Consider the following 17671-nt stretch of genomic DNA (forward strand, 5'->3'; position numbering starts at 1 on the left):
CATCTCTTCGGCCTTGCAATCCACGGACCATTCTCCCGGAGCGCGGAGGCGGGAACCACAAGTCGACGGCGCTGAGGAGGATCGTAACCGAGGGTGACCACCGGCTTCCGCCGCGGCGGCTCCGCGGCCGGCTCAGGCCGGGCTGAAGCGCAGGCTGGTGATGAGGGGCCGGTTGGTCCGCAGGAGAGGCAGGGTGGAGAGCCGGGAGGCCAGGAGGCCGGTGGGGCCGCGGCCTGCCGGAAGCGCGACGTCCCGGATCTCGGTGATGGCGGGATGGACCGCCTTCAGCGCTACTCGGCCGTCGGGGTCCATGCCCCAGGGCATCGGGGGAAGGACGTGGCCCCCTGGTCCGCGTGCACCGCTTCGGGTCCGTCTGCTGAAACGGCGGGAGACGGTGTCGAAGACCATCGTGCCGCCGGGAAAGGTCTCCGCGCACGCGGCGAGCATCTGCCGTACCCGGTCCTCACGCAGGTACATCAGCAGCCCCTGGGCGGTGACCACCACGCCGCGTGACGGGTCCACGGACCGCGACCAGACGCTGTCCGGCTCGCGGCCGATGTCGCAGCGAACCAGGTGCTGCCTGGCGTTGCGCGGGAGCAGCCGTGCGCGCAGGGCGAGCGGGTCGGGCAGGTCGACCGAGACCCACCGCATCCGCCCGTTGTCCACCCGCCAGAACGTCGTCTCCAGGCCCTCACCGAGCGCGATCACCGTGCCGTCGGGGTGCTCGGAGAGGAACGCGCGCACCACATCGTCGAACGCGAGGGAGCGCAGGGCCAGGGCCTGGGCCACCCAGGGACGGGCGCGGCCGAGTCTGTGGCGGAACGGGAAGTCCAGCTGAGCCACCAGCCGCACCGCTTGCGGGTCCGCCAGGACGGTGTCCTTCCGGGTCGCCTCGGCCGCGCGGTGATACAAGGTCCACAACGCCGTCTCCGCGACCTCCGGAAGCGCAGCGGTACGGGGTGGCTGCACTGCAGGTCTCCTTCGCAGACAGGGGCGCCGCCCCGCAGATCAGGACGGCACCCTGCCCAACGCCGGCCGGCCCATCCGGTCACTGTCCCACCGCCGGCGGCCGGCCGGTCCACCACTCGGTCAGGCGCGGGTCAGGTCCCGGAGCGCGGTGTTCAGTTCGAGCACGTTCACCCGGGGCTCGCCCATGAAGCCGAGGATCCGGCCCGTGGTGTGTTCGGCGATGAGGTCTTCGACCTGCGCCAGGTCCAGACCGTTCTTCTCGGCGACGCGGTGTGCCTGGAGCTTCGCGTACGCGGGTGAGATGTCCGGGTCGAGGCCGGAGCCGGAGGAGGTGACGGCGTCGGCCGGTACGTCCGCGGGCTCGACCTTGTAGGTGGCGGTGGAGTTGTCCTGCACCACGGCCGCCTTGGCGTCCCTCACCCACTGGATCAGCTCCTTGTTGTCGCCGGAGCGGTTGGTGGCGCCGGAGAGGATCAGGGAGTACTGGGTGTTGACGCTGTTGGTGCCGAGGCCGTTGGAGGGGCGGGGCTGGAACCACTTGAGGTCCGGGGCGGGTGACTCCTCGCCCTTCTTCGGCGGCAGGTCGTACCGCTGTCCGATGAGGGAGGAGCCGACGACCTGTCCGCCGGCGTCCTTGACCTCGGAGCCGTTGGCCTTGTCGTTGAACAGGGCCTGGGCGACGCCGGTGACGGCGAGCGGGTAGATCACTCCGCATACGAGGGTCAGGACGAGCAGGGCGCGGAGCCCGGCCCCGAGTACGCGGGCGGTGCTGCTGACGGTGCTGTGGGTCATGGCGGATCAGCCGATTCCGGGGATGAGGGAGAGGAGCAGGTCGATGATCTTGATGCCGATGAACGGGGCGACCAGGCCGCCGAGTCCGTACAGGCCGAGGTTGCGGCGCAGCATCTTGTCCGCGCCGTCCGGGCGGTAGCGGACGCCCTTGAGGGCGAGTGGCACGAGCGCCACGATGATGAGCGCGTTGAAGATGACCGCCGAGAGGATCGCGGACTCGGGCGAGGCGAGCCCCATGATGTTGAGCTCGTCCAGCGAGGGGTAGGCGACGGCGAACATGGCGGGGATGATCGCGAAGTACTTCGCCACGTCGTTGGCGATGGAGAAGGTCGTCAGCGCGCCCCGGGTGATGAGGAGTTGTTTGCCGATCTCGACGATCTCGATGAGTTTGGTGGGGTTGGAGTCGAGGTCGACCATGTTCCCGGCCTCCTTGGCGGCCGAGGTCCCGGTGTTCATCGCGACGCCCACGTCGGCCTGGGCCAGGGCGGGGGCGTCGTTGGTGCCGTCGCCGGTCATCGCGACGAGCTTGCCGCCGGCCTGCTCCCGCCTGATGAGGGCCATCTTGTCCTCGGGCGTCGCCTCGGCCAGGAAGTCGTCGACGCCCGCCTCCTCGGCGATCGCCTTCGCGGTCAGCGGGTTGTCACCCGTGATCATGACCGTCCTGATACCCATGCGGCGCAGCTCGTCGAACCGTTCGCGCATGCCCTCCTTGACCACGTCCTTGAGATGGATCACTCCGAGGACCCGCGCGCCGTGCGCGTCCTCCACGGCCACCAGCAGCGGCGTACCGCCGGCCCGGGCGATCCGGTCGGTGAGCGCCTGCGCGTCCTCGAAAACGTCCCCGCCCCGCTCCTTCACCCAGGCGACGACGGAACCGGTCGCGCCCTTGCGGACCTTGCGCCCGTCCAGGTCGACACCGGACATCCGGGTCTGCGCGGTGAAGGCGATCCAGTCCGCGCCGGCCAGCTCGCCCCGGGTCCGTTCCCGCAGCCCGTACGCCTCCTTGGCCAGCACCACGACGGATCGGCCCTCGGGGGTCTCGTCGGCCAGCGAGGAGAGCTGGGCCGCGTCCGCGAGTTCGGCCTCCGTCACCCCCCGGGCCGGTACGAACTCGGCCGCCTGCCGATTGCCCAGGGTGATCGTGCCGGTCTTGTCGAGCAGCAGCGTGGAGACGTCGCCGGCCGCTTCCACCGCGCGCCCGGACATCGCAAGGACATTGCGCTGCACCAGGCGGTCCATGCCCGCGATGCCGATCGCGGACAGCAGGGCCCCGATGGTGGTGGGGATCAGGCAGACCAACAGCGCGGCCAGCACGATCATGGACGTCTGGTCGTCGGCGCCGGCGTAGATCGCGAACGGCTTCAGGGTGACCACGGCGAGCAGGAAGACGATCGTGAGGGACGCCAGCAGGATGTTCAGGGCGATCTCGTTCGGCGTCTTCTGCCGGGCCGCACCTTCCACCAGGTTGATCATGCGGTCGATGAAGGTCTCGCCCGGCTTGGTGGTGATCTTGATGACGACCCGGTCGGAGAGCACCTTGGTCCCGCCGGTGACGGCCGAGCGGTCACCGCCGGACTCGCGGATGACCGGGGCGGACTCGCCGGTGATCGCGGACTCGTCGACGGAGGCGACGCCCTCCACCACGTCTCCGTCGCCGGGGATGACGTCCCCGGCCTCGCAGACCACGAGGTCCCCGATGCGCAGGTCCGTGCCGGCGACCCGTTCCTCGTTCGGGCCGATGATCCGGCGGGCGACGGTACCGGTCTTGGCCCTGCGCAGGGTGTCGGCCTGCGCCTTGCCCCGGCCCTCGGCGACGGCCTCCGCCAGGTTGGCGAAGATCGTGGTCAGCCAGAGCCAGCCGGCGATCGCCCAGCCGAACCAGTTCGCGGGATCCGCCACCGCGAGCACGGTGGTGACGACGGAGCCGACCAGGACGACGAACATCACCGGCGACTTGACCATCACGCGCGGATCGAGCTTGCGCAGGGCGTCCGGGAAGGACTTCAGGAGTTGCCCGGGATCGAACAGTCCGCCGCCGACGTGGTCGGCGGCCCCGTGGCCACCGGCCTGGGGCAGGTCTCCGTGCGGAGCTCGGGCAGGAGTAGGCGTGCTCATGAGGCGAGCCCTTCGGCGAGCGGGCCCAGAGCCAGGGCCGGGAAGTAGGTGAGTCCGGTGATGATGAGGATCGTGCCCAGGAGCAGGCCGACGAAGAGGGCCTTGTCGGTGCGCAGGGTGCCCACGGTCTCGGGCACCGGCTTCTGCTCGGCGAGCGAACCTGCCAGGGCCAGGACGAACACCATCGGCAGGAACCGGCCGAGCAGCATCGCGAGCCCGACAGTCGTGTTGAACCACTGGGTGTCGGCGTTGAGCCCGGCGAAGGCGGAGCCGTTGTTGTTGGCACCCGAGGTATAGGCGTAAAGAATCTCGGAGAATCCGTGCGCGCCCGTGTTCGTCATCGAATTCCCCGGCGTGGGCAGGGCCATCGCGACGGCGGTGAAGCCGAGCACGAGCGACGGGGTGATGAGGATGTAGCAGGCCGCGAACTTGATCTGACGGGTACCGATCTTCTTGCCGAGGTATTCCGGCGTACGGCCCACCATCAGCCCGGCGATGAACACCGCGACGACCGCCATGACCAGCATTCCGTAAAGGCCGGATCCGACCCCGCCGGGAGCGATCTCACCGAGCTGCATGCCGAGCATCGTGATGCCGCCGCCGAAGCCGGTGTACGAGGAGTGGAACGAGTTCACCGCACCTGTGGAGGTGAGGGTGGTGGCCACGGCGAAGAGAGACGACCCGGCGATGCCGAAACGATTCTCCTTGCCTTCCATGGCGCCGCCGGCGATGTCGAAGGCCGGGCCCCTGTGCGCGAATTCGGTCCACATCATGAGGAGTGTGAATCCGATCCAGATGACGGCCATCGTGCCGAGGATCGCGTACCCCTGCTTGAGCGATCCGACCATCCGGCCGAAGGTCCGCGTGAGCGCGAACGGAATGACCAGGATCAGGAAAATCTCGAACAGGTTGGAAAGCCCGTTGGGGTTCTCGAAGGGATGCGCGGAGTTCGCGTTGAAGTAGCCGCCGCCGTTGGTGCCCAGTTCCTTGATGGCCTCCTGGGAGGCGACCGCGCCGCCGTTCCACTGCTGCGTCCCGCCCGTGAACTGCCCGACCTCGTGAATGCCGGCGAAGTTCTGGATCGCCCCGCAGGCGACCAGCACCAGCGCGCCGAGCACCGCGATCGGGATCAGGATGCGGACGGTGCCGCGCACCAGGTCGGACCAGAAGTTGCCGAGCTCACCCGTGCGCGACCGGGCGAACCCCCGTACGAGGGCCACCGCGACGGCCATGCCCACGGCGGCCGAGACGAAGTTCTGCACCGCGAGGCCGCCGGTCTGCACGACGTGCCCCATGGCCTGTTCACCCGAGTACGACTGCCAGTTGGTGTTCGCGACGAACGAAGCGGCGGTGTTGAACGCCTGGTCCGGATCGATCGAGGAAAAGCCCAGCGAGCCGGGCAGCGATCCCTGCAGCCGCTGCATCAGATACAGGAAGAGGACACTCACCGCCGAGAAGGCGAGCACGCCGCGCAGATACGCGGGCCATCTCATTTCGGTGGAGGGGTTGACGCCGATGATCCGGTATATCCACTTCTCCGGTTTGTAATGCTTCTCGGAGGAGTACACCTTGGCCATGTAATCGCCCAGCGGGCGGTACGCGAGGCCGAGGGCCACGATCATCGCTGTGAGCTGGAGCAGGCCGGCGATCTGGGGACTCATTTCCGCTCTCAGAACCTCTCCGGGTCGATGAGGGCCAGGACGAGATATCCGAGCAGCGACACGGCCACGACGAGGCCGACAATGTTCTCGACGGTCACAGCTTGGTCACCCCCCGGGCGACGAGAGCCACCAGTGCGAATACCGCGACTGTGGTGACGACGAAGGCCAGATCGGCCATCGCGAGCTCCTGATTGACGTGAGGATGTGTTTCGGCCTTCTGGCCAAGGAAAGCCAACCTCCGCTCCACGTCCGGAACAAGCAGCCTTGATGTGCTCCATACGATGGCGCGGAATCCTTGACGCCGGCCTGACGCGGGCGGCGGTTCACGTCACGAATCGCCTTGTTCGGCGCTACGGAAAGTAGCGACCGGATGCGCTCCGCCGCGCCCGGCACACGCGGCGCGCGGCGCTGGGTTCCGGCGGCCTCCGGCCGGCCTATACACTTGCAATGTTATGCAATTGGCTAGTTACGCATATGCGGTGACGGGTGAATCGGAGACGGGCGGCCCATGACGAAGAAGACGGCGGCTGACGAGCACGAGCGGTGGCTGGAGAAGGGCGTAGCGCTGCGCGCCTTCTTCTACATCTTCGGGACGCACCTGTTCGCGGGCTTCGTGTGGGTGCTCTTCTACGTGGGCCGGCACGCCCAGAAGTAGCAGTCCTCGCCGCAGTGGTCAGCGACGGCGGGTGGCGTGCAGGTCGGCCAGCAGCTGGGCCTGGCCCTGGAGGACCCCGGAGAGGATGGAGCGGGCGACCCGCAGCAGTTCGGCGAGTTCGGGGCTGGCCAGCCGGTAGTACACGTTCGAGCCCTCGCGGCGGGTGAGGACGAGATTGGCCTTGCGGAGCACGGCGAGCTGCTGGGACAGGCTGGCGGCCTCGATGCCCACCTCCGCGAGCATCTCCGCGACCGCGTGCTCACGCTCGCTCAGCAGCTCCAGAACGCGGATGCGGGTCGGGTGGCCGAGGGTTTTGAAGAACTCGGCCTTGAGCTGGTAGAGGGGCGCCTGCGTACCGCCGGGTTCGCCCGCGTTGCCCGTCGCGCCTGTACCGCGCACCTCGTCCACCCCACGCCTCTCGTGCCGGGGCGGCGATTCCGACCCGGTCTGCACAGTGTTCGACCTCCACAATTGCAGATTCCTGCAACTTCCGGCGATCACGCCCGCCCGCCGGACACCGGCCCGCGGTCCTTCACAGCGGAAGGGTGATCCAGATGCACTTGCCGCCCGCGTCCGCGTCACCGCGCGTGACGGCGGTGCCCCCGAGTTCCGCCGTCGTCTCGACCACCGTGGCGAGTCCGCTGCCCGGCGCGACGGCCGCGCCGACGAGGGGCGGCCGGTAGGGGTGGCGGTCATGGACGCCGAACGCGAAGACGCCGGGTCCGTGGGCGTAGGTGACCGTGATCGCCGGGGTCAGCGCGGCGGCGTGCCGAACGGCGTTGGTGACGAGCTCCGAGAGGATCAACAGGGCCCGCCCGGTGCTCGGGTGGCGCAGGCCGACACCGCACTCGACCAGCACCTCCTCGGCGGTCTCGCGGGCCACCCGCACCGCCGCACCCATCGCGGGCAGGGTGAGGACGTGCCGGAAGGGCATCGCCTGCGGTGGTCCGGCCGTCATCGCAGAGCCTTCCCGGGGTGGTGCGGGCCCGGCAGGAGGCCGGCCCGTTCGAGGTGGCGGCGGGCCCCGGCGACGGCCTCCCGGGTGCTCGCGAAGGCACGGCCCTCGTGGCCCAGGAGGTCGAGCGCTCCCACGGACCGCAGCACCTGGCGCTGGCCGGGGCGGATGCCGGCGGCCAGGACGGCGATGCCCCGCCGGTTCAGCTTCTCCACCGCGTCCTTCAGCACCAGGGCGCCGGTCGCGTCCATCGTCGTCACGCGCGACATGCACAGGATGACGACCCGCACGTCCGGCACCTCGGCGAGTTCGAGGAGGAAGCGGTGGGCTGCCGCGAAGAACAGCGGGCCGTCGATCCGGTACGCGACGATGTGCTCGGCCGGCAGCGCGTGCTCCTCGTCGCCGTGTTCGCCGGGCAGGTCCGCGTGGAGGTCGACCCGCTCGAGACCCGCCTGCAGCGCGACGGCGCGCAGGGCGAGGGCGCCCGCGACGACGAGCCCGATGATCACCGCGTACACGAGGTCGAGCACCAGGGTCGCCGACGCCGTCAGCACCAGGACGACGGCGTCGGAGCGGGTGGCCCGGGCCATGGCGCGCAGCGCGCCGACCCCGACCATGCGGACCGCGGTCGCGAGCAGGACGCCGGCGAGGGCGGCGAGGGGGATCTTCGACACCAGCGGGGACGCGGCGGACACGATGACGGCCAGGACGGCGGCGTGGCTGAGGGCGGCGAGCCGCGAGGACGCCCCGGTACGGACGTTGACCGCGGTCCGGGCGATGGCGGCCGTCGCCGGTACCCCGCCGAAGAGCGGGGCGGCGAGGTTGGCCACGCCCTGCCCGAACAGCTCCTTGTCGGGGTCGTGGCGCTGTCCCACGGTCATGCCGTCGGCCACCGTCGCCGACAGCAGGGACTCCAGCGCGGCCAGTGCGGCGACCGCCACGGCCGGGGCGATCAGCGCGCCGAGGGCCGACGGGTCGAGGAAGGTGAGCGAGGGGGCGGGGAGCCCGGCCGGCAGCTCCCCGATGAGGGCCGTGTCCAGGTGGCAGAGCTGTGCGACCAGGGTGGCGGCGGCGACCGCGACGATGGAGAACGGGATCGCCGGACGCCACCGGGCCCCGGCCAGCATCGCCGCGGCGACGCCCAGGGAGAGCCCGGGCGCGGTCCAGCCCGGAGCCCCGGCGAACGACTCCGCGGCCCGCCACGCCACCAGGAGCACCTTCTCGCCCTCGGGGGCGGCGACGCCGAGGGCGTTGGGCACCTGCTGCAGGCCGATCACGCAGGCGATCCCGAGCGTGAAGCCCTCCACCACCGGGGCGGGTACGTAACGCATGTACCGCCCGGCCCGGAGCAGCGCCAGCGCGATCAGCAGGACCCCGGCCAGCAGCCCGACGGTCAGGACGCCGCCGGGTCCGTACCGCGCCACGATCGGCACCAGGACCACGGTCATCGCACCGGTCGGCCCGGACACCTGGAGATTGGAGCCCCCGAACACCGCGGCCATGGCCCCGGCGACCACGGCCGTGGCCAGTCCGGCCTCCGCGCCGAGTCCCGAGGACACCCCGAATCCCAGGGCGAGCGGCAGGGCGACGATCGCCACGGTCAGCCCGGCGAGCAGGTCCCTGCGCGGGTTCCTGGCCATCAGCCGGAAGTCGGCGGCGGCGGGCAGGACCGCCCGCAGCCGGCGGCCCGCGCCGAGGAGGGCGGGGTGCAGCGGAACGAGCACGTCCCCTCCTCGGGCCGGTCCCCCCGGCGGCCCGAGCGCGACCAGGGCTGTGCGGGCGGTCGCCCGCCCGCACAGGACCTAAGGATGTATGTAATTGCAGATTATTGCAATTCGTTGAATTCCCCTCCGGGCCGGTCAGCGGGGCTGCCGCACGATGAGGCGCTGGAGGACGATGAAGGCCAGCAGGAGGACGCCGATGACGATCTTGGTCCACCAGGAGCTGAGGGTGCCCTCGAACGAGATCAGCGCCTGTACGGTGCCCAGGACCAGGACGCCGGCCGTCGACCCGGCCACGTAGCCCACGCCGCCGGCCAGCAGGGTGCCGCCGATGACCACGGCCGCGATGACGTCCAGTTCCATGCCGACCGCGTGCAGGCCGTAGCCGGAGAGCATGTACAGCGCGAACAGCAGGCCGCCCAGGGCGGAGCAGAAGCCGCTCACCGCGTAGACGCCGACCTTGGCCCGCGTGGTGGGCAGGCCCATGAGCCGCGCCGAGGTCTCGCTGCCGCCGACCGCGTACACCGTGCGCCCGAAGCGGGTGAGGTGGAGGACGTACACCGCCGCCGCGACCACGGCCAGCGCGACGAGCACGCTGTAGGTGAGCGTGACATCGCCGGGCAGCACGATCGTGCCGGTGGCGAAGTCACGGAAGGACGTGTTGGTGATGGACACCGACTCGACGCTGATGAGGAAGCACAGGCCCCGGGCCAGGAACATCCCCGCCAGCGTGACGATGAACGGCTGCACGTCGAAGTAGTGGATGACCAGGCCCATCAGCAGGCCGAGGACGGTGCCGGAGACGAGGACGGCGAGGACGGAGAGCAGCACCGGCCAGCCGGCCCGGAGCGTGGACGCGGCGATCATGGTGGACAGCGCGGCGACGGCGCCCACGGAGAGGTCGATGCCGCCGGTGAGGATGACGAAGGTCATGCCCACGGCGAGCACGATGAGGAAGGCGTTGTCGATGAAGAGGTTCGCGACGACCTGGCCGGAGGCGAAGTCCTGGTAGCGCACCGAGCCGATGCCGAAGGTCACCGCGAACACCACGACGGTTGCGACGACGGGCAGAAAGCGCTGGGGAAGCCGCGGTCGTACGGACGAGAGGGCCGATGTGCTCATCCGGCGGCCACCTTCTGGGATCGGGGTGCGGTTACGGAGGGCTTGCGCCGGCCGCCGATGATCCGCGCCGTGCGCGGGGACTGCAGCAGGCATACGGCGATCACCACGACCGCCTTGAACAGCAGGGTGACGTTGGTGGGCACGCCGATGGAGTAGACGGTCGTCGTCAGCGTCTGGATGACGAGCGCTCCGACGAGGGTGCCGCCCAGCGAGTAACGGCCCCCGGCGAGCGAGGTGCCGCCGATGACGACCGCGAGGATGGCGTCCATCTCGATCCACAGACCGGCGTTGTTGGCGTCGGCGGCGCTGACGTTGGAACTGATCATCAGTCCGGCCACACCGGCGCAGAACGCGGCGAAGACGTACACGGTCCAGGTGATCGTGCGGGAGCGGACCCCGGCGAGCTTGCTGGCCTCGGGGTTGGCGCCCACCGCTTCGATCAGCATGCCGAGGGCGGTGCGGCGGGTCAGCAGGGCGACGCCGCCGAGGACCGCGAGGCTGATCAGGATCGCGATCGGCAGGACGAGGAAGCCCGCCCCGATCTTGCGGTACGCGGCGTTGTCGACGGTGACGATCTGGCCTTCCGTGAGCAGCATCGCGCCGCCGCGTCCGGCCGTCATCAGGACGAGCGTCGCGATGATCGGCTGGATGCCGAGGACGGAGACCAGGAAGCCGTTCCACAGGCCGAGCAGCACGCATACGGCCAGGGCGAGGAGGAGTGCGGTGGGCACGTCCCCGCCGTCGGCGATCCAGGTGCAGCCGATCGCGCCGGCGATCGCGGCGACCGCACCCACGGACAGGTCGATGCCCCGGGTGGCGATGACCAGGGTCATGCCCACGGCGATGAGCATGGTCGGGGCGCCGTTGCGGAGGATGTCCACCAGGCTGCCGTACAAGTGGCCGTCCTGGATGCGGAGTTCGAAGAAGGAGTGGGTGAAGAAGACATTGAGCAGGAGCAGGCCCGCCAGCGCGACGAGCGGCCAGAGCAGACGTCCGCGGATCACGAGGCCACCGCCGTGTCCGCGTGGGCGTCGGCCGCGATGGCCGACATGACGGCGTCCACGGAGACGTCACCGCCGGACAGTTCGGCCACCTTGTGCCGGTCCCGCAGGACCACGACCCGGTCGGACACCCGTACCACCTCCTCCAGTTCGGCGGAGATGAACAGCACCGCCATGCCCTCGGCCGCCAGTTCGGCGACCACCTTCTGAATCTGTGCCTTGGCGCCGACGTCGATGCCCCGGGTGGGCTCGTCCAGGATGAGGAGCCGGGGCCGGGTCACCAGCCACCGGGCCAGCAGCACCTTCTGCTGGTTGCCGCCCGAGAGGTTGCCCATGACGGCGTCGGGGTCGGCGGGCCGGATGTCCAGCCGCTCGATGTATTCGGCCACCATCGCCTCGGCGGTGCGCCGGGGCACCGGCCTCGCCCAGCCCCGGGACGCCTGGGTGGCGAGGATCAGGTTGTCGCGCACGCTCAGATCGGCGACGACGCCCTCGGCCTTGCGGTCCTCGGAGCAGAAGGCGACCCCCTTGGCGATGAGGGAGCGCGGGCCCCGCGCCCGTACCGTCTCACCGCCGACGGAGAGGGTGCCCTTGTCGGCGCGGTCGGCGCCGCACAGCAGCCGCGCGAGTTCGGTCCGGCCGGACCCCAGCAGCCCGGCCAGGCCGACGACCTCGCCCTCGTGGATGTCCAGGTCGAACGGCTCGATCGCACCGGCCCGGCCGAGGCCGCGGGCGGACAGGACCGGGGCACTGCCCGGGGCCCGTTCCTCCGAGCGGCGCTCGACCTCGGACAGCACACCGAGCTCACGGCCCAGCATCGCGGACACCAGCGCCATCCGGTCGAGGTCCTTCGGCAGGTACTCCCCCACCAGCGTGCCGTTGCGCAGCACCGTCATCCGGTCCGACAGCTCGTAGACCTGGTCCAGGAAGTGCGAGACGAACAGGATCGCCACGCCCTCGTCCCGCAGCACGCGCACGATGCGGAACAGCTCCTCGACCTCGTCGCTGTCGAGACTGGAGGTCGGCTCGTCCAGGACCAGCACCCGGGCGTCCACCACGAGTGCCCGGGCGATGGCCACCAGCTGCTGCACGGCGATGGAGTGGCTGCTCAGTACGGAGCCGGGGTCGATGGTCAGACCGATGCGGGCCAGGAGTCCGGTGGCGCGGGCGCGCATGGCCCGGCCGTCGATGGCGCCCAGTCTGCGCGGTTCGTGACCGAGCAGGATGTTCTCGGCCACCGACAGGTTCGGGCAGAGGTTGACCTCCTGGTAGACGGTGCTGATCCCGGCGGCCTGCGCCTGGCCGGGGGTGGTGAACTCGACCGGCTCGTCGTGCAGCCGGATGGTGCCGGCCGCCGGGCGGTGAACGCCGGTGAGCGCCTTGATCAGGGTGGACTTGCCCGCCCCGTTCTCGCCCATGAGTGCGTGCACCTCACCGGGGAACAGGCGGAAGTCGACGCCCGCGAGCGCCTTGACGCCGGCGAACTCGACGGTGATACCGCGCATGTCGACGACCGGACTGGCGCCGGCCGCTGGGGAATCGGTCATGACCCGTGCTTTCGTCAAGGGGGGAGCGGCCCCGCCACCCGTCCCGGTGGCGGGGCCGCGGCGCCTGTCAGTACTTCCGGTCCTTGAGGACCTTCGCCGCCTGCTCCGAGGTGAAGGCGGTCTCCTCGGTGACCACGCGCTCCGGGACCTCCTCGCCCTTGACGACCTTCTTCGCCAGGTCCATCAGCTGGTCGCCGAGGAGGGGGTTGCACTCCACGATGTAGTTGATCTCGCCGTCCGCGAGGGCCTGCATCCCGGCCTTGACCGCGTCCACGGTGATGATCTTGATGTCGGTGCCGGGCTTCTTGCCGGCCGCCTTGATCGCCTCGATGGCGCCGAGGCCCATGTCGTCGTTGTGGGAGTACACGACGTTGATGTCGGGGTGCGACTTCAGCAGCGCCTCCATGACCTGCTTGCCGCCGGCCCGGGTGAAGTCACCGCTCTGCGAGGCCACGATCTTGATGTCCGACTTCCCGGCGATGGCCTCCTTGAAGCCCTTCTGCCGGTCGATGGCCGGTGCGGCGCCCGTGGTGCCCTGGATCTCCGCGACGTTGACCGGGCCCTTCGCGTTCTCGGTCAGCCACTTGCCGGCCTTGCGGCCCTCCTCGACGAAGTCGGAGCCGAGGAACGTCTTGTACAGGGACGTGTCCTCGGAGTCGACGGCCCGGTCGGTGAGGATCACCGGGATCTTCGCGCGCTTGGCCTCCAGCAGGACCGCGTCCCAGCCCGTCTCCACGACCGGGCTGAAGGCGATCACGTCGACCTTCTGCTGGATGTAGGAGCGGATGGCCTTGATCTGGTTCTCCTGCTTCTGCTGCGCGTCGGAGAACTTCAGCTCGATGCCGGCGCTCTTCGCCGACTCCCGTACCGACTTGGTGTTGGCGGTACGCCAGCCGCTCTCCGCGCCCACCTGGGCGAAGCCCATGACCAGCTTGTCGCCGCCGGATCCCTTGGACCCGCCGCCGCCGTCACCGCTCCCGCAGGCGGTCAGTGTGGCCAGCGCCAGCGCGCAGCCGGCCATGGCAATTCTCTTGAACACAGCGTCGTCCTCCATCGTGAACCGTGCGTCCCTGCCGCCGACCTCTGCGATCGGGGGCCACGGGCGTCAACAGTGAGCGCTAACATTTACCGCGTCAACCCCTGGGGAAACCACAATTCGGCATCGGCGCTTACTTGTTGTGGACGAGACTGTTAGCGCTCACTATGTATCCACCGGCCGATGGGGAGCGGCCTCGGCGGGGGCGGTGGCGGCCCGTTCTCCGAGGGGTCCGTACCTTGGCCGGGGCGTAGATTGAAGGCAATGCGGATCGCCCGCGGCCGGCGGAGAGCCGGGGCGGGGCGGTCGGCCTCGGGAGGAGATGGGTGTGGAGGACGCCACGGTGACGAGTCCGGTGGTGCGGGAACCGGCGATGACCGACGTCGCACGGCTCGCGGGCGTGTCGCATCAGACGGTGTCCCGGGTGCTCAACAGCCACCCCAACGTCCGCGAGCAGACCCGGCTGAGGGTGCTCGCGGCGGTGAAGGAGCTCGGCTACCGGCCCAACCGCGCGGCGCGCGCCCTGGTGACCGGGCGCTCGCAGCTGATCGGCGTCATCGCCCAGAACTCCACGCTGTACGGCCCCTCCTCGCTCCTGGCCGCGTTCGAGATCGCCGCCGCCCGCCAGGGATTCGCGGTGAGCGTGCACCGGGTGTCCGAGCTGGGGCCGTCCTCGATCACCGCCGCCGTCGAGCGCCACCGCGACGAGCGCGTGGCCGGGATCGTGGTCATAGCGCCCACCGCGTCGGCCGACGCCGCGCTGGCCGGGGTGCCCGCGGAGGTCCCCCTGGTCACCATCGACGGCGACCCCGAGCGCGGTGCGCCGATGGTGGCCGTCGACCAGGAACAGGGCGCGTACGAGGCGACGAAGCACCTGCTGGAGGCGGGCCACGAGACGGTGTGGCACATCTCGGGCCCGCCGGACTGGTTCGACGCGGCGGGCCGCATCCGCGGCTGGCGCCGGGCGCTCCAGGAGGCCGGGGCGGAGGTGCCTCCGGTCAGCACGGGCGACTGGTCCGCCGCCTCCGGGTACCGGACGGGGCAGATGCTGGCCCGGATGCCCGAGGTCACCGCGGTCTTCGCGGCCAACGACCAGCAGGCCCTCGGCGCCCTGCGCGCCATGACCGAGCGGGGGCGTTCGGTCCCGGACCAGGTGAGCATCATCGGGTTCGACGACGTGCCCGAGTCGGCGTACTACTCTCCCCCGCTGACCACCGTGCGCCAGGACTTCGGCGCGGTCGCCGCCACGACGCTCGACCTCCTGCTCGGGCTGATCAACGGCACCGAGCCGCAGGCCGCGCAGCCCGTCATCACCCCGGAGCTCGTCCGCCGGGAGAGCGTGCGTCCGCCCGCCGGCCGCTGAGCGGGGCCGGCGGGCGGCGGTGGTTCACGCGGCTCCGGGGTTGCCGTAGTAGGCGCCCGGGCCGTGCTTGCGGGTGAAATGGCGGTCCAGCAGGTGTCGCGGGGGTTCCACCGCGCCCAGGGCGATGGTGTGCAGGGCCATCTCCGCGACCGCCTCGCAGATGATGGCGTGCTCCAGCGACTTGGTGGCGTCGGCGCCCCACGTGAACGGCCCGTGGTGGGCGACCAGGGCGCCGGGCACCTCCGCGGCCCGGGTGTCGTCGCGCTCCAGTAGGTCCACGATGACCTGGCCGGTGTTGTACTCGTAGTCCTTGGCGCACTGCTCGGGCGTCAGCGCGGCGGTGACCGGGACGGGCCCGTTGAAGGTGTCGGCGTGGGTGGTGCCGAGCACCGGGATGGGGCGCCGGGCCTGGGCGAAGGCGACCGCGTGGGTGGAGTGGGTGTGGGTCACCCCGCCGATCGAGGGGAAGGCCAGGTACAGGCTGCGGTGGGTCTCGGTGTCGGTGGACGGGCGCAGCCGGCCCTCCACGACGCTTCCGTCGGCCAGGGAGACGACGACGAGGTCGTCGGCGCCCAGCGCGTCGTAGGAGACCCCGGACGGCTTGATGACGAAGACCCCGGCCTCCCGGTCGACCCCGCTCACGTTGCCCCAGGTGAGGGTGGCGAGCCCGGCCCGCGGGATGCGGAGGTTGGCTTCGAGCACTTCTCGGCGCAGCTCGTTCGATACGGTCCCGGCCACGGGAGGCTCCGTCCTGGTCGAGGTGTCGGCGGCGGTCACAGGCTCTGGGCCAGCCGGTGGTACGCCTGGTTCCAGCGCAGTTCGCGGGTGAAGCCCCGGATGGTGGTGTCCCGGTCGATGACGGCGAGTTCGGTGCGCAGCATCTCGGCGAGGTCTTCCAGCTCCTCGCCGCCGAGAGCGGTGGTGAGGACGGTGTGGTGCGGTGCTCCGGCCGTCAGCCACGCCTCGGTGGAGGTACGCAGGTCGGGGCTGGGCCGCCACACGGCGCGGGCGACCGGCAGTGCGGGCAGTGGCTCGGGCGGGGTGACGACGTCGATGTGGTTGGCGACGAACCGGAAGCGGTCGCCCATGTCCGCGAGCCCGACGACCACGGCGGGGCCGGGGTCCGCGTCGAAGACCAGCCGGACCGGGTCCTCCCGGCCGCCGATGGAGAGCGGGTGGATCTCGCAGCTGGGGGTCGCCGTGGTGAGCGAGGGGCAGACCTCCAGCATGTGGGCGCCGAGGATGAGTTCCTGGCCGGGCGTGAGGTCGTAGGTGTAGTCCTCCATGAACGACGTGCCGCCGGGCAGTCCGTGCGCCATGGTCTTGAGGGTGCGCAGCAGGACCGAGGTCTTCCAGTCGCCCTCGCCGCCGAAGCCGTAGCCGTCGGCCATCAGGCGCTGGACGGCGAGCCCGGGCAGCTGGCGCAGGCCGCCCAGGTCCTCGAAGTTGGTGGTGAAGGCGCGGAAGCCGCCCTCGGTGAGGAAGGCGCGCAGCCCGGCCTCGATGCGGGCGGCGTAGCGCAGGGAGTCGTGGCGCTCGCCACCCGGCCGCAGCTCGGGGGCGAGGGCGTAGCGGTCCTGGTATTCCTTGACGAGCGCGGTGACGGTGTCCTCGTCGGCGGCGTCGACGGCGGTGACCAGGTCGTTGACGCCGTAGGTGTTGACGGAGACGCCGAACCTCAGCTGGGCCTCGACCTTGTCGCCCTCGGTGACGGCGACGTCGCGCATGTTGTCGCCGAAGCGGGCGAGCTTGAGCCCGGCGAGTTCGGCGCGGCCCACGGCGGCGCGCGCCCAGCCGGCGACGCGGTCGACCACCTCGGGGGTGGTGACGTGGCCGGCGACGGTCTTGCGGGGGACGCCGAGGCGGGTCTGCACGAAGCCGAACTCGCGGTCGCCGTGGGCGGCCTGGTTCAGGTTCATGAAGTCCATGTCGATGGTGGACCAGGGCAGTTGGCGGTTGGCCTGGGTGTGCAGGTGGAGCAGCGGTTTGCTGAGCGCGTCGAGGCCGGCTATCCACATCTTGGCCGGGGAGAAGGTGTGCATCCAGGCGATGAGACCGATGCACCGGTCGTCGGCGTTCGCGTCGAGACAGACCCTGCGGATGGCGGCCGCGTCGGTGAGCACCGGCTTCCAGACCACGCGCACGGGCATCTGCGGCTGGTCCGCGAGGGCGTCGCGGATGGACCGTGACTGTTCGGCGACCTGGGCCAGGGTCTCGTCGCCGTAGAGGGCCTGGCTGCCGGTGAGAAACCAGATCTCACGGTCGGGCTGGGCGAGCGTCATGTCGGGTGTGCTCCTCGGTTGTGCTGGGGAAAGAGGTGGTGCGGGTCTGTGGGGTGGTGTGCCGGTCAGGCCGTGGTGGTGGTGCGTGCTGTGTTGCGGATTCGGCGCAGGCGGTGCAGGAGGAGGTCGGCGCCGGTGCCGAAGTGGTCGTGCAGGGCGCGGTATTCGTTGAACAGCGCGTCGTAGGCGTCGGCCCGGGCCGGGTTGGGGGTGTAGGCGTGGCGTTGGACGCTTCCCATCGCGGCGGCGGCAGTGCGCACGTCGGGGTGGGCGCCCGCGGCGACGGCGGCGTGGATGGCGGAGCCGAGGGCGGGCCCCTGCTCGGAGGTGCCGAGGGAGACGGGGCGGCGCAGGACATCGGCGTAGATCTGCATGAGCAGGGCGTTCTTCTTCAGGCCGCCGGTGACGATGAACTCCTCGACGGGGATCCCGCCGGCCTCGAACGCCTCCAC

18 protein-coding genes are annotated in these 17671 nt (G+C 70.7%); 2 read left to right on the plus strand and 16 right to left on the minus strand.

What is annotated here, in order from left to right:
* Positions 1-132: 132 nt before the first annotated feature.
* From AB0L33_RS32020 to AB0L33_RS32045, 6 genes are all read right to left on the minus strand, one after another.
* Positions 133-969 carry a class I SAM-dependent methyltransferase gene (locus AB0L33_RS32020; RefSeq protein WP_365686996.1) on the minus strand — a complete coding sequence of 279 codons (837 nt, stop codon included), beginning with the start codon at positions 967-969 and terminating at the stop codon, positions 133-135.
* Positions 970-1089: 120 nt separating this feature from the next.
* Complete coding sequence (locus AB0L33_RS32025; RefSeq protein ID WP_365686997.1) at positions 1090-1761, minus strand: potassium-transporting ATPase subunit C; 672 nt, start codon at positions 1759-1761, stop codon at positions 1090-1092.
* Between the two features lie 6 nt (positions 1762-1767).
* A complete protein-coding gene (kdpB, locus tag AB0L33_RS32030; RefSeq protein WP_365686998.1) occupies positions 1768-3876 on the minus strand; it encodes a potassium-transporting ATPase subunit KdpB in 2109 nt (702 codons plus the stop codon).
* Positions 3873-5537, minus strand: a complete 1665-nt coding sequence (kdpA, locus tag AB0L33_RS32035) for a potassium-transporting ATPase subunit KdpA (protein ID WP_365687000.1) — start codon at positions 5535-5537, stop codon at positions 3873-3875. The genes kdpB and kdpA overlap by 4 nt, the downstream gene beginning before the upstream one ends.
* An 8-nt stretch (positions 5538-5545) precedes the next feature.
* Entirely contained in the window at positions 5546-5635 is a 90-nt protein-coding gene (gene kdpF / locus AB0L33_RS32040) for a K(+)-transporting ATPase subunit F (protein WP_365687001.1), read from the minus strand.
* A complete protein-coding gene (locus tag AB0L33_RS32045; RefSeq protein WP_365687003.1) occupies positions 5632-5772 on the minus strand; it encodes a hypothetical protein in 141 nt (46 codons plus the stop codon). Before AB0L33_RS32045 ends, kdpF begins: the two co-directional genes overlap by 4 nt.
* Positions 5773-6045: 273 nt before the next feature.
* Between AB0L33_RS32045 and AB0L33_RS32050 the strand changes: the two genes are divergently transcribed.
* Complete coding sequence (locus tag AB0L33_RS32050) at positions 6046-6192, plus strand: DUF6126 family protein (RefSeq protein ID WP_365687004.1); 147 nt, start codon at positions 6046-6048, stop codon at positions 6190-6192.
* 18 nt (positions 6193-6210) lie between these two features.
* Here AB0L33_RS32050 and AB0L33_RS32055 read toward each other — a convergent pair whose 3' ends face one another.
* From AB0L33_RS32055 to AB0L33_RS32085, 7 genes are all read right to left on the minus strand, one after another.
* Positions 6211-6591 (minus strand): metalloregulator ArsR/SmtB family transcription factor, encoded by a 381-nt coding sequence (locus AB0L33_RS32055; protein WP_365687005.1) that lies wholly within the window; start codon positions 6589-6591, stop codon positions 6211-6213.
* A 133-nt stretch (positions 6592-6724) separates the two neighbouring features.
* Positions 6725-7150 (minus strand): ATP-binding protein, encoded by a 426-nt coding sequence (locus AB0L33_RS32060; RefSeq protein ID WP_365687006.1) that lies wholly within the window; start codon positions 7148-7150, stop codon positions 6725-6727.
* Positions 7147-8787 (minus strand): SulP family inorganic anion transporter, encoded by a 1641-nt coding sequence (locus tag AB0L33_RS32065; protein WP_365687023.1) that lies wholly within the window; start codon positions 8785-8787, stop codon positions 7147-7149. Before AB0L33_RS32065 ends, AB0L33_RS32060 begins: the two co-directional genes overlap by 4 nt.
* A gap of 219 nt (positions 8788-9006) precedes the next feature.
* A complete protein-coding gene (gene yjfF, locus AB0L33_RS32070) occupies positions 9007-9990 on the minus strand; it encodes a galactofuranose ABC transporter, permease protein YjfF (RefSeq protein WP_365687008.1) in 984 nt (327 codons plus the stop codon).
* Entirely contained in the window at positions 9987-10994 is a 1008-nt protein-coding gene (locus AB0L33_RS32075) for an ABC transporter permease (RefSeq protein WP_365687009.1), read from the minus strand. Before AB0L33_RS32075 ends, yjfF begins: the two co-directional genes overlap by 4 nt.
* The gene (locus AB0L33_RS32080; RefSeq protein ID WP_365687011.1) at positions 10991-12538 is read right to left on the minus strand and encodes a sugar ABC transporter ATP-binding protein; all 1548 of its coding nucleotides are present in this window, start codon (positions 12536-12538) and stop codon (positions 10991-10993) included. Before AB0L33_RS32080 ends, AB0L33_RS32075 begins: the two co-directional genes overlap by 4 nt.
* Positions 12539-12605: 67 nt before the next feature.
* A complete protein-coding gene (locus AB0L33_RS32085) occupies positions 12606-13559 on the minus strand; it encodes an ABC transporter substrate-binding protein (RefSeq protein ID WP_365687024.1) in 954 nt (317 codons plus the stop codon).
* Positions 13560-13896: 337 nt separating this feature from the next.
* Here AB0L33_RS32085 and AB0L33_RS32090 point away from each other — a divergent pair, with 337 nt between their 5' ends.
* Positions 13897-14937, plus strand: a complete 1041-nt coding sequence (locus AB0L33_RS32090; RefSeq protein ID WP_365687013.1) for a LacI family DNA-binding transcriptional regulator — start codon at positions 13897-13899, stop codon at positions 14935-14937.
* Positions 14938-14961: 24 nt separating this feature from the next.
* Here the strand turns inward: AB0L33_RS32090 and araD are convergent, their stop codons facing one another.
* The 3 genes from araD to AB0L33_RS32105 all read right to left on the minus strand — a co-directional run.
* Positions 14962-15675 (minus strand): L-ribulose-5-phosphate 4-epimerase AraD, encoded by a 714-nt coding sequence (gene araD, locus AB0L33_RS32095; RefSeq protein ID WP_365687015.1) that lies wholly within the window; start codon positions 15673-15675, stop codon positions 14962-14964.
* Positions 15676-15710: 35 nt separating this feature from the next.
* On the minus strand, positions 15711-17219 hold the full coding sequence (gene araA / locus AB0L33_RS32100; RefSeq protein ID WP_365687017.1) for an L-arabinose isomerase: 1509 nt from the start codon (positions 17217-17219) through the stop codon (positions 15711-15713).
* 65 nt (positions 17220-17284) lie between these two features.
* Positions 17285-17671 (minus strand): FGGY-family carbohydrate kinase (locus tag AB0L33_RS32105; protein ID WP_365687018.1); only part of this gene is annotated, 387 nt, incomplete at its 5' end.

Origin of the sequence: Streptomyces sp. NPDC052299, assembly GCF_040679335.1 — a bacterium.
GTDB lineage: Bacteria > Actinomycetota > Actinomycetes > Streptomycetales > Streptomycetaceae > Streptomyces.

Excerpts from the sequence above, each read along its gene's own strand:
- AB0L33_RS32025 (WP_365686997.1), bottom strand. The coding sequence starts at position 1,761 with ATGACCCACAGCACCGTCAGCAGCACCGCCCGCGTACTCGGGGCCGGG.
- araA (WP_365687017.1), bottom strand. The coding sequence starts at position 17,219 with ATGACGCTCGCCCAGCCCGACCGTGAGATCTGGTTTCTCACCGGCAGC.
- AB0L33_RS32080 (WP_365687011.1), bottom strand. The coding sequence starts at position 12,538 with ATGACCGATTCCCCAGCGGCCGGCGCCAGTCCGGTCGTCGACATGCGC.
- AB0L33_RS32065 (WP_365687023.1), bottom strand. The coding sequence starts at position 8,787 with ATGGCCAGGAACCCGCGCAGGGACCTGCTCGCCGGGCTGACCGTGGCG.
- AB0L33_RS32060 (WP_365687006.1), bottom strand. The coding sequence starts at position 7,150 with ATGACGGCCGGACCACCGCAGGCGATGCCCTTCCGGCACGTCCTCACC.
- yjfF (WP_365687008.1), bottom strand. The coding sequence starts at position 9,990 with ATGAGCACATCGGCCCTCTCGTCCGTACGACCGCGGCTTCCCCAGCGC.
- AB0L33_RS32085 (WP_365687024.1), bottom strand. The coding sequence starts at position 13,559 with ATGGCCGGCTGCGCGCTGGCGCTGGCCACACTGACCGCCTGCGGGAGC.
- AB0L33_RS32050 (WP_365687004.1), top strand. The coding sequence starts at position 6,046 with ATGACGAAGAAGACGGCGGCTGACGAGCACGAGCGGTGGCTGGAGAAG.
- AB0L33_RS32090 (WP_365687013.1), top strand. The coding sequence starts at position 13,897 with ATGGGTGTGGAGGACGCCACGGTGACGAGTCCGGTGGTGCGGGAACCG.
- kdpB (WP_365686998.1), bottom strand. The coding sequence starts at position 3,876 with ATGAGCACGCCTACTCCTGCCCGAGCTCCGCACGGAGACCTGCCCCAG.
- kdpA (WP_365687000.1), bottom strand. The coding sequence starts at position 5,537 with ATGAGTCCCCAGATCGCCGGCCTGCTCCAGCTCACAGCGATGATCGTG.